Below are 10496 nucleotides of genomic sequence, written 5' to 3'. Positions count from 1 at the left end.
GTACGCCGTCCGCATCGGCCAGCTCGCCGAGGTAGGAGTGGCAGAGCTCATGGGCATCGCCGGCAGCGACGACGACCTCGACATCTCCGCCATGACCGCCGTCTGGCTCGGCATCGTCGACTCCCTGATGAACTGGTGGATGGAACATCCCCAGGAGAGCGCCGAACAGATGATGAGACGTTGCGTGCGGATGCTCGCCGCACTCTTCGGGGGCGACGCTCCGTGAAGCTGTCGGGCAGCACCGTGGTGCTCACCGGCGCGTCGAGCGGCATCGGCGCCGAGGCAGCCCGCAAGCTCGCCCGGCTGGGGGCGACGGTGTGCCTGCTGGCCCGGCGTGAGGACGAGCTCGAGCGCGTGCGCGCCGACATCGAGGCGTCGGGCGGGGTCGCCCACACCTACGTCGTCGACCTCTCCGATGCCGACGCCACAGCCGCGGTGGCTGCCCGGCTGCTCCACGAGCATCCGCGCATCGACGCCCTGGTCAACAACGCGGGCCGCTCGATCCGCCGCTCGATCTCTGACTCCCTCGAGCGCGTCCACGACTACGAGCGCACCATGGCGATCAACTACTTCGGCGCAGTGCGTCTGACGCTGGCTCTTCTCCCGCGCTTCGTCGAGCAGGGGTACGGGCACGTCGTCATCTCCTCCAGCCTCTCCACCCAGGTGCCGATCCCGCTCTTCTCGGCCTACCTGGCGAGCAAGTCGGCGCTCGAGTCGTTCACGCGGTCCCTGACCGCAGAGCTCGGCCATCAGGGCGTGACGTCCACCGTCGTCTACTTCCCCATGGTGCGCACCGAGATGTCGACTGCCACACCGATCTACCAGGCGATGCCGATGCTCAGCGCCGACAAGGCCGCCAACTGGCTCGTCAAAGCCGTTGTCGACCAACCGACACGGGTGACGAGCATCCCCGGCGCGATGGGCGAGCTCGGCATGGCCATGCTGCCGGGCGTCATCACCAAGGCTTCACAGCCGCTGTTCCGGCGCATGGACAAGAGGCTCGCCCGCCGCTCCGAGGACTAACCTTTTTTGAGGACTAGCCTTCTTCGAGAGCTGGCCGCCTAGTGCGACTCCCGCGAGACTGTGTCACCACTGGAGCCGACCAGGAAGTCGAGGTCCGCTCCGGTGTCGGCCTGCATGACGGTGCGGACGTAGAGCTGCTCCCAACCTCTCGTCGGCGAAGCGAACGCGGCAACGGCGGCAGCAGCGGGCTCCCGGGCGTCGAGCTCCTCCTGCGCGATGTCGATGTCGAGTCGGCGACCCTCGACGTCGAGGATCACGACGTCACCGGTGCGGATGAGGCCGAGCGGACCACCGGCCGCAGCCTCAGGCGACACGTGCAGCACGACCGTCCCGTACGCGGTGCCGCTCATCCGGCCGTCGCAGATGCGGACCATGTCGCGCACCCCGGCGGCCAGCAGCTTCTGCGGCAACGGCAGGGTGGCCACCTCGGGCATGCCCGGGTAGCCCCGCGGCCCGCAGCCACGCAGCACGAGGACCGAGTCGGCGTCGACATCGAGGTCGGGGTCATCGATGCGCGCGTGCATGTCCTCGATCGAGTCGAACACCACGGCCCGACCGCGGTGCTGAAGCAGCGCCGGCGTCGCGGCGGCCGGCTTGATGACGGCGCCATCGGGGGCCAGGTTGCCGTAGAGGATCGCGATGCCAGCGTGCGGCTGCAGCGGATCGGAGCGCGGGTGGATGACCTCACGGTCCCAGATCTCGGCACCGTCGAGGTAGCCCACGAGCGGCTTGCCGGTCACGGTCATCGCGGCGGGATCGAGCAGGTCCTTGACCTCGTTGAGCACCGCGAGCAGCCCGCCCGCGCGATGGAAGTCCTCCATCAGGAACTGCCCTGCCGGCTGGAGGTCGACAAGCAGCGGCACACCCGCACCGGTGCGGTCGAAGTCGTCCTGCGTCAGCTCGACGCCGAGCCGGCCGGCGATCGCGAGCAGGTGCACCACCGCGTTGGTCGAGCCGCCCACTGCCGCGAGCGCCACGATCGCGTTGAGGAACGAGCCCCGGGTGAAGACCGTGCTGGGCCGACGCTCTGCCGAGACCATCTCCACCGCCAGGCGACCCGCCTCGTGCGAGGCCTCGAGCAGCCGGCTGTCCGGTGCTGGGGTGCCCGCCGTGCCCGGGATCGTCGCGCCGAGCGCCTCCGCCACGACCGCCATGGTCGAGGCGGTGCCCATCGTGTTGCAATGGCCGCGGCTGCGGATCATCGACGACTCCGACCGGAGGAACTTCTCCTCGGACAACGTCCCGGCGCGCACCTCCTCGCTGAGCCGCCAGACGTCGGTGCCGCACCCGAGCGGGACGCCCTGGAAGGTGCCGGTGAGCATCGGGCCACCCGGCACGACGAGCGCGGGAAGGTCGACCGAGGCCGCCGCCATCAGCAGTGACGGGATGGTCTTGTCGCAGCCACCCAGCAGCACCACGCCGTCGATGGGGTTGGCCCTGATCATCTCTTCCGTCGCCATGGCCGCCATGTTGCGCCAGAGCATGGCTGTGGGGCGCACCAACGTCTCGCCGAGCGACACCACGGGCAGGTTGAGTGGGATGCCACCGGCTTCGTAAATGCCTTGGGACACGCTCTGCGCGACCTCGTTGAGGTGGGCGTTGCACGGTGTGAGGTCGGACGCGGTGTTGGCGATGGCGATGTGCGGGCGGCCGTCGAATGCGTGCGAGGGAAGCCCCCGTCGCATCCAGGCCCGGTGGATGTAGGCGTTGCGGTCCGTGCCGCCGTACCACTGGCCGCTCCGCTGCGGACTCATCTTCGTTGCCGCTCCTTCCATCTGATGAAACGGTGGTCTAGCATCTGGAACGTGTTCGAGGCTACCTCTCCGCCTGTCGGCTCCGACCGCACCCTGGCCGTGCTCGCGAAGCTGGCCACGTACCCCGACGGGGTCAGCCTCGACCACATCACCGCAGCGGTCAACAGCCCCAAGCCGACGGTGCACCGGGCGCCCGGCGCCCTGAGACGTGCCGGCTTCGCGACGCAGGACGGTCGCGGGCACTACGTCCTGGGCGATGAGTTCCTCCGACTCGCCTTCGCCCACCACGAGGGGCGGGCCGACCACGTCCGCGTCAACGAGACCCTGCGGACCCTGGCCACGCTCTACGGCGAGACCGTGCACTATGCCGTCCTCGACGGCGACTCTGTGGTCTACCGCTCGAAGGTCGACCCCCCTGACGGCAAAGTGCGGCTGACCTCGGTCGTGGGCGGTCGCAACCCCGCCCACTCCACTGCGGTCGGCAAGCTCCTGCTGTCGTACACGCTTCCCGACAGGAGCGCGGTCGCCGCGTGGATCGGCGACCGTCGCCTGCCCAAGGTCACCGACCGCACCCTCACCTCGATCGACACACTGCACCGCGAGCTCGAGCGCATCCGAGCGCAGGGCTACAGCGTTGACGACGAAGAGAATGAGCCGGGCATCAATTGCCTCGCGGTCCCGGCCTTCCTCACGGGTCCGACCATGCCGAGCGGTGCCATCAGCATCAGCGCGCTCGCCTACCGGACACCGTTGGCGACGCTGGTCGGCGACCTCGACACGATCCAGCAGATCACCGGCAGTCGACCATGACAGCCGTCGTGCAGGTCACCGACCCGATCTACCCCCTGGCCGAGGGGCCACTCTGGGACGCCGCCCACGGCCGAGTCATCTGGGTCGACATCATGAAGGGCCTCGTCCTCGAGGGAATGCTCGAGGGCGATCGCCTGACCGTCGTCGCGGAGCACCGGTTCGACGGGTACGTGGGCGCGGTCGCCTGTGCCGAGAACGGCTCGCTTCTCGTGGCCGAGACCCGTGGCCTCACGCTCCTCGCGCCGGACGGGACACGCACGGCCGGGCCAGAACTCATCTGCCAAGACCTGATTCCGCCAGAGCGGCCGAGCCGGTTCAACGACGGCGTCTGCGATGCGGCCGGACGATTCCTCGTCGGCACTCTGTCACTCACCACCCTGTCACTCACCACCCAGTCGCTGCAGGCCCGACCAACCGCCGTCCCGCGCGAGGAGCGGCTGTGGCAGGTCGGACCAGAGGGCGCCACGATCATCGACGACGATCTCGGGCTCTCGAACGGCCTGGCGTTCTCGCCCGACGGCTCGTTGTTCTACAGCGTCGACAGCATCCCGGGCACGGTCTGGGTCCGCGACTACGACCAGACGACCGGACACACCGGCGAACGTCGCGTGTTCCTGCCCGCCGGCGACGGCACCCCCGACGGTCTGGCGGTCGACGCAGCCGGGCGGCTCTGGATCGCGATCTGGGACCGCGCCGAGATCCGCTGCCACTCCCCCGCGGGCGACCTCCTCGAGACCATCGATGTCCCGGCGCCCCACCCGACCAGCGTCGCGTTCGTCGGCCCCGACCTCGATCAGCTGCTGATCACCACCGAGCAGCATGCTGCCGACGCACATGACGACGCCGTCATCGGCCGCGAGCTGTCGGGGAGCCTCTTCCTCTGCCGGCCGGGGGTCGTCGGCCTGGCCCCGCACCTGTGGTCGGGCCACCCGTCCCCACCTCCCACCACCCCCGGAGAACAGTCATGAAGCTCATGCGCCTCGGTGCCGCAGGGTCCGAGATCCCCGTCGTCCGGCTCGACGACTCGACCTATGTCGACGTGTCCGACGTCGTCTTCGACTTCGACGAGCGGTTCTTCGCGTCCGGGGCAGACCGGTTGCGGGAGGTGGTCGAGGCCCGCGTGGCCACGGGTGACGTCAGGACGTTCGCCGGTGAGCGCATCGGCTCGCCGATCGCGCGGCCCCACCAGATTCTGTGCATCGGGCTCAACTACCGCGACCACGCAGCCGAGACCGGGCAGGCAGTCCCCGACGAACCGATCCTGTTCACCAAGTCGCCCAACACGATGATCGGTCCGCACGACGACGTGCGCATCCCCCGCGGGTCGACCAAGACCGACTGGGAGGTCGAGCTCGCCATCGTGATGGGTCGACGCACGTCATACCTCGGCTCGACCGAGGAGGCCCGAGACGCGATTGCCGGCTTCGTGATCGTCAACGACGTCAGCGAGCGCGCCTTCCAGCTCGAGCGAGGTGGTCAGTGGTCCAAGGGCAAGTCGGCCGAGACATTCAATCCGACAGGTCCGTGGCTCGTCACCCCCGACGAGATCGACGACGTCAACACGCTCGGGCTGTGGCTCGACCTCAACGGCGTACGCCGGCAGGACGGCTGCACGTCGACGATGATCTTCGACCCGTACGTCGTGGTGCAGTACCTGAGCCAGTTCATGGTGCTCGAACCCGGCGACCTGATCAACACCGGAACCCCACCCGGAGTCGGCATGGGCCAGGACCCGCCGGTGTGGCTTGCTCCCGGCGACGTCATGGAGCTCGGCATCGACGGCCTGGGCGTGCAGCGCCAGACCGTGATCGCGGCGCGCTGACGTGCGTGCCTTCGTGCTCACCGGCCCTGGCGAGTCGTCCGTCATCGACGTCGAGCCACCCGTCGCCGGACCGGGTGAGGTGATCGTCGACATCGCCAGGGTCGGGGTGTGCGGCACCGACATGGAGCTGGCCGCCGGCACGATGAGCTACCTGCACGACGACCTGGCCCACTACCCGGTCCGCCCGGGGCACGAGTGGTGCGGCACGGTGTCGGCCATCGGCGACGGGGTCGACCCCGCTTGGCTCGGCCGGCGTACGACCGGTGACACCCAGATCGGCTGCGGGCGCTGCCACCGGTGCCTCACCGGGAGGCAGCACGTCTGCGACGACCGCCACGAGATCGGCCTGCGACGTGGCTTCGACGGTGCGCTCGCCGAGCAGATGTCGGTGCCGGCGAGGGCGCTGCTGGCGCTCCCCGACGAGGTCGACGACATGTCCGGGGCCATGGTCGAGCCGGGTGGCAACGCCCTGCGGGCCGTGCGCGCGGCGTCACTCGACGAGGGTGAGCGTCTGCTCGTCATCGGGCCGGGCACGATCGGGCTGCTGGCCGCCCAGCTTGCGGCAGCGCAGGGGTGCGAGGTGCACGTCCTGGGAGTGACGCCGGCGTCGCTTGAGTTCGCGGGCGCAACCGTGGGCGTGGCTGGCGCCTGGACCCAGCACGACCTTCCGGACCTGCGGTGGGACGGGGTCATCGACGCGTCGAACGACCCGACATCCCCGACACGGGCAGCCGGCCTGGTCGACGCAGGGCGGCGCCTCGTGCTGATCGGCCTGTCGGAGACACCCAGCCTGCTCGACAGTCGGGCCCTCGTCATGCGGGACGTCACGGCGGTCGGTGTCCTGAGCGGCTCACCCGGGCTGGTCGGCGCGATCGGACACTTCGCGTCCGCAGCGGTCGACCCACGTCCGCTCGTCGCAGCAACCCTCACGCTCGACGATGTCGGCGACGTCCTGGCTGGCAATCGTCCCGCGTCCGCGGGACCCGGACCCAAGATCCACATCGACCCACGGCTGCGAGCTCCGACGCCGGTGACGACACAGGAAAGGACATCCCCATGAACGACATGGACTCTTTGGTGGCGGTCGTGACCGGCGGGGCCAGCGGCATCGGCGCTGCCACGGCGCGTGCGCTGGCCGACCGCGGCGCACGCGTCGCCATCCTCGACCGCAGCCACACCGGTCCGGCCGACGACGGGCTGCTCGCGATCACCTGCGACATCACCGACCGGGCCGCCGTCCGCGCGGCGATCGCGGACATCGTCACCGAGCTCGGCGGCCTGGACATCGTCGTCAACAACGCTGGCATCGGCGCCGCGGGCGACATCGCGGCCAACGACGACGACGAGTGGGCCCGGGTCCTCGACGTCAACGTCATCGGGCTGGCCCGGGTCTCGGCCGCAGCGCTCCCGCACCTGCGGCGCTCGTCGTGCGCGGCGATCGTCAACACCGGGTCCATCGTCGCCGCCGTCGGCGTGCCACAACGCGCGCTCTACGCCGCCAGCAAGGGTGCCGTCAGCGCCGTGACGCTCGCGATGGCCGCGGACCACGTCACCGAGGGCATCCGCGTCAATGCCGTCCTGCCGGGCACGGCAGACACCCCGTGGGTGGGTCGGCTGCTCGACGGAGCCGACGACCCGGCGGCTGCGGCCGCCGCGTTGCGGGCACGCCCACCGCTCGGCCGGCTCGTCACGGCCGACGAGGTCGCGCAGGCAATCGCCTATCTCGCCAGCCCGCTGAGCGGGTCGACAACGGGCACACTGCTGACCGTCGACGGCGGCATGGCCTCCATCCGCATCCCCCAGTGACTGATCGAGCAGTGACTGATCGAGCAGTGACTGACCAAGCAATGACTGATCACGCAGAGACCAACCAGCCAACCAAGATCGAGGAGCACTCCATGTCGAAGCTGAAGATCGGTGTCCTGGGTGCCGCCCGGATCAGCGAGAAGTCGCTGGCGGGCCCGGCGAACCGCGGCGGTCACCGCCTGGTGGTTGTCGCCGCGCGCGATCGCGGTCGGGCGCAGGCGTTCGCCGACCGGCACGGTGTCGAACGGGTGGCCGATTCGTACGCCGACGTGATCGCCGACCCCGAGGTCGACCTGGTCTACAACCCCCTCGCGAACGGCCTGCACGCGCCGTGGAACATCAAGGCCCTGCGCGCCGGCAAGGCCGTGCTGAGCGAGAAGCCGTTCGCCGCCAACGCCGACGAGGCCCGACGCGTGGCCGACGTCGTCCGCGAGACCGGCGGCACGATCATGGAGGCGTTCCACTACGCGACCCATCCCGTCATGCTTCGCCTGCAGGAGATCGTGGCCTCCGGCGAGATCGGCGCCCTGCGGCACATCGAGTCGACCATGATCATCCCCGCACCCGCCGACGACGACCCACGGTGGTCGCTCAAGCTCGCCGGCGGCGCCCTGATGGACCTCGGGTGCTACAGCCTGCACGCCATCCGGACACTGAGCCACGGGGGTGAGCCGGTCGTGCGCTCAGCCCGCGGAGTCGAACGTCCCGGCCACCCCGGGGTCGACGAATGGATCCAGGCCGAGCTGGAGCTCCCCGGTGGCGCCACGGCAAGCGTCTTCACCAGCATGGCCGGCCCCGATGTCGTCATGACCCTCACGGCCATCGGGTCGACCGGCCGGGTAGACGCCATGAACTTCGTCCTGCCGCACGAGGACGACCGCGTCCGCGTGGTCACGGCTGATGGCGACCGCACCGAGTCGATGGGAACGCGCTCGTCGTATGACTACCAGCTCGACGCCGTCGCCGCGGCAGTCCTGGGCGGCGCTGCGCTGCCCCTCGACGTCGACGATGCGGTGGCGACGATGGAGCTTGTCGACGCGACCTACCTGGCCGCTGGCTTCCCGGTGCGTCCGAGCTCGGTCGACTGAGCCAGAAACGTCTCCAGCACCTCGACCACGAGGCGATGGTCGTCCAGCTGAGGCAACCCCGAGACGGCAACCGTGCCGATGCACCCTGTGCCACTGACGAGCACGGGAAAGGCGCCACCGTGCGCGGCGAAATGTTCGTTGTCGAGGCGGGCGTCGACGTCGAACGACCTGCCGGCAACGCGGAACCGCTCACCGATCAGCAGGGAGGAGTGGCCGTAGCGGTCGACGACGGCACACTTGCGATCGAGCCACGAGTCGTTGTCCGCCGATGCCCCGGGGAGCGCGACGTGGAAGAGACGCTGACCGTTGCGACGCACAGAGATCGCCACCGGCAACCCGGCCTTCAACGCGGCTTCACGCAGCGCCACACCCACCTCCCACGCCGTCTGCTCGTCGAACCGGGTGAAGACGAGGCGCTCCTCCTGGGCTGTCAGGGCGTCGAGCAGCTCACGGTCGGGGGCCTCGTTCGGGTGGCGGGGGTCGGTCATGGCGACACTGTAAGCGCGTCACAGCGGTAGAGTCGGCGCAGAGCCGCACCACCCCCGCGACTTCGCCGATGGACGAGCCCACCACCGCTCCTCCGCCATCCTCGACAGAGAGCACTACCGTGACCGAGCCCAGCACCACACGCGCGCCGTCCGCCTTCGGCAGCCGACACGAACAAGTCGTCTTCTGCCACGACGAAGCCTCCGGCCTGAAGGCCATCATCGCGATCTACTCCACCGCGCTCGGCCCAGCCCTCGGTGGCACTCGCTTCTACCCGTACGCCTCCGAGCAGGATGCTCTCACCGACGTCCTCAACCTCTCGCAGGGCATGGCCTACAAGAACGCGCTGGCGGGCCTCGACCTCGGTGGCGGCAAGGCCGTCATCATCGGCGACCCGGCAGTTGTCAAGACCGAGCCGCTGCTGCGGGCTTACGGACGCTTTGTCCAGACTCTCGGCGGCCGTTACTACACCGCCTGCGACGTCGGAACGTTCAGCCCCGACATGGACACCATCGCTCGTGAGTGCGACTTCGTCACCGGCAGAACCGTCGAGCACGGCGGCGCCGGCGACTCCTCGGTGCTCACGGCGTTCGGCGTCTACCAGGGCATGCGCGCCTCCGCGCAGCACCTCTGGGGCAACACCTCGTTGGCCGACAAGATCGTGGGCGTCGCGGGTGTCGGCAAGGTGGGCAAGCACCTCGTCGGCCATCTCGTCGACGAAGGCGCCCGGGTCGTGGTCACCGACCCCAACGCCGATGCCGTCGTGGCGCTGACGCAGTCGTATCCGTCCATCACCTCGATCGCCGACGCCGCCGCCCTCGTGCGCGAGCCACTCGACATCTACGCGCCCTGTGCCCTCGGCAGTGCGCTCGACGATGAGGTGGTCGACGTGCTGACGGCGAAGATCGTCTGCGGCGCCGCCAACAACCAGCTCGCCCACGAGGGCATCGAGAAACGTCTCGCCGAGCGGGGCATCACCTACGCCCCCGACTACTGCGTCAATTCTGGCGGCGTCATCCAGGTGGCCGACGAGCTCGAGGGATTCGACTTCAACCGCGCCAAGATGCGCGCGTCGAAGATCTTCGACACGACGCTCGGGGTGCTCGACCGGGCCCGCTCCGAGGGGGTGCCGCCATCCATCGCGGCCGACCGCCTGGCCGAGCAGCGCATGCACGACGTCGGACGATTGCGTCAGATTTACCTGCCGCGCTGACGCCGTTGCACGATCAGCTGGACGGTGGCCGACGACTCGATCGATGCGAGGGCTGTCTCCAGCGCTCGCAGGTCGAGCGGCTGCCCGACGAACACCTCCGGGTCCGGCATGAAGCGAACCGTCGTACCCGTGGGGACGTCTGCCCCTCGGGGGACTGGCGGCCCCTCGGGCAGACCGTGCACGTACCGGGCCCACCATGCCCCGTCGGCGTGGGAGGTCAGGTCGATGGCTCGCGTCGTGCCATGGGCAGCCTCGTCAAGGGCGTAGGCCAGCGCCTCGAGCGCCAGATGCCGCCAGCAGAACGACGTACGAAGTCGCCGCGTATCGAGGTGAGGTGACCGACGTCGACGGGCTCACGCCAGTCGTGCGTCGTGGTCAGCCTCAACTTGCGGCTGGGTCTTCTCGCTCCATGTCGACGTACTGCTGGGGAATCGGTTCGCCCGACTCTCCGTGAAGCTCGCGCTGCAGATTGTTGAAGTCTGTGTCCGGAGTCC

Annotated in this window: 11 protein-coding genes and 1 pseudogene; 9 read left to right on the top strand and 3 right to left on the bottom strand. The window is 69.5% G+C overall.

The features are described from left to right. Together H7290_RS14300 and H7290_RS14295 are read left to right on the top strand one after the other, a co-directional pair. Positions 1 to 226: pseudogene (locus H7290_RS14300) on the top strand (TetR/AcrR family transcriptional regulator); the annotation flags it as partial. Next, entirely contained in the window at positions 223 to 1023 is an 801-nt protein-coding gene (locus tag H7290_RS14295; protein ID WP_290514688.1) for an SDR family NAD(P)-dependent oxidoreductase, read from the top strand. The pseudogene H7290_RS14300 and the gene H7290_RS14295, both read left to right, overlap by 4 nt. A 38-nt stretch (positions 1024 to 1061) precedes the next feature. Here the strand turns inward: H7290_RS14295 and H7290_RS14290 are convergent, their stop codons facing one another. Next, entirely contained in the window at positions 1062 to 2777 is a 1716-nt protein-coding gene (locus tag H7290_RS14290) for a dihydroxy-acid dehydratase (protein WP_290514687.1), read from the bottom strand. A 51-nt stretch (positions 2778 to 2828) separates the two neighbouring features. Between H7290_RS14290 and H7290_RS14285 the strand changes: the two genes are divergently transcribed. The 6 genes from H7290_RS14285 to H7290_RS14260 are packed head-to-tail and all read left to right on the top strand — an operon-like array spanning position 2829 to position 8303. Beyond that, positions 2829 to 3587, top strand: coding sequence for an IclR family transcriptional regulator (locus H7290_RS14285; RefSeq protein ID WP_290514686.1), 759 nt, complete (start codon positions 2829 to 2831; stop codon positions 3585 to 3587). Next, a complete protein-coding gene (locus tag H7290_RS14280) occupies positions 3584 to 4555 on the top strand; it encodes an SMP-30/gluconolactonase/LRE family protein (RefSeq protein ID WP_290514685.1) in 972 nt (323 codons plus the stop codon). Before H7290_RS14285 ends, H7290_RS14280 begins: the two co-directional genes overlap by 4 nt. Continuing rightward, a complete protein-coding gene (locus tag H7290_RS14275) occupies positions 4552 to 5409 on the top strand; it encodes a fumarylacetoacetate hydrolase family protein (protein ID WP_290514684.1) in 858 nt (285 codons plus the stop codon). Before H7290_RS14280 ends, H7290_RS14275 begins: the two co-directional genes overlap by 4 nt. A gap of 13 nt (positions 5410 to 5422) precedes the next feature. After that, positions 5423 to 6469: an alcohol dehydrogenase catalytic domain-containing protein gene (locus tag H7290_RS14270; RefSeq protein WP_290514683.1), complete on the top strand. Its 1047-nt coding sequence runs from the start codon at positions 5423 to 5425 to the stop codon at positions 6467 to 6469. Beyond that, a complete protein-coding gene (locus H7290_RS14265; RefSeq protein WP_290514682.1) occupies positions 6466 to 7215 on the top strand; it encodes an SDR family oxidoreductase in 750 nt (249 codons plus the stop codon). Before H7290_RS14270 ends, H7290_RS14265 begins: the two co-directional genes overlap by 4 nt. Positions 7216 to 7256: 41 nt before the next feature. After that, positions 7257 to 8303: a Gfo/Idh/MocA family oxidoreductase gene (locus H7290_RS14260; RefSeq protein ID WP_290514681.1), complete on the top strand. Its 1047-nt coding sequence runs from the start codon at positions 7257 to 7259 to the stop codon at positions 8301 to 8303. Here H7290_RS14260 and H7290_RS14255 read toward each other — a convergent pair. Beyond that, entirely contained in the window at positions 8258 to 8791 is a 534-nt protein-coding gene (locus tag H7290_RS14255) for a heme-degrading domain-containing protein (RefSeq protein ID WP_290514680.1), read from the bottom strand. The two genes, H7290_RS14260 and H7290_RS14255, sit on opposite strands and share 46 nt — an antisense overlap. 119 nt (positions 8792 to 8910) lie before the next feature. Between H7290_RS14255 and H7290_RS14250 the strand changes: the two genes are divergently transcribed. Beyond that, positions 8911 to 10002 carry a Glu/Leu/Phe/Val dehydrogenase dimerization domain-containing protein gene (locus H7290_RS14250; RefSeq protein WP_290514679.1) on the top strand — a complete coding sequence of 364 codons (1092 nt, stop codon included), beginning with the start codon at positions 8911 to 8913 and terminating at the stop codon, positions 10000 to 10002. Here H7290_RS14250 and H7290_RS14245 read toward each other — a convergent pair. Next, positions 9987 to 10112: a hypothetical protein gene (locus H7290_RS14245; RefSeq protein WP_290514678.1), complete on the bottom strand. Its 126-nt coding sequence runs from the start codon at positions 10110 to 10112 to the stop codon at positions 9987 to 9989. The two genes, H7290_RS14250 and H7290_RS14245, sit on opposite strands and share 16 nt — an antisense overlap. Between the last annotated feature and the right edge of the window lie 384 nt (positions 10113 to 10496).

The organism is Aeromicrobium sp. (assembly GCF_014378035.1).
GTDB lineage: Bacteria > Actinomycetota > Actinomycetes > Propionibacteriales > Nocardioidaceae > Aeromicrobium.
The sequence above is the reverse complement of the archived record's forward strand: the minus strand, read 5'-3'. Positions and strand labels throughout refer to the sequence as shown.

Bases quoted from the DNA above. Each gene is read 5' to 3' on its own strand.
- H7290_RS14255 (WP_290514680.1), bottom strand. From the start codon at position 8,791: ATGACCGACCCCCGCCACCCGAACGAGGCCCCCGACCGTGAGCTGCTC.
- H7290_RS14265 (WP_290514682.1), top strand. From the start codon at position 6,466: ATGAACGACATGGACTCTTTGGTGGCGGTCGTGACCGGCGGGGCCAGC.
- H7290_RS14245 (WP_290514678.1), bottom strand. From the start codon at position 10,112: ATGCCGGACCCGGAGGTGTTCGTCGGGCAGCCGCTCGACCTGCGAGCG.
- H7290_RS14290 (WP_290514687.1), bottom strand. From the start codon at position 2,777: ATGAGTCCGCAGCGGAGCGGCCAGTGGTACGGCGGCACGGACCGCAAC.
- H7290_RS14260 (WP_290514681.1), top strand. From the start codon at position 7,257: ATGACTGATCACGCAGAGACCAACCAGCCAACCAAGATCGAGGAGCAC.
- H7290_RS14275 (WP_290514684.1), top strand. From the start codon at position 4,552: ATGAAGCTCATGCGCCTCGGTGCCGCAGGGTCCGAGATCCCCGTCGTC.
- H7290_RS14280 (WP_290514685.1), top strand. From the start codon at position 3,584: ATGACAGCCGTCGTGCAGGTCACCGACCCGATCTACCCCCTGGCCGAG.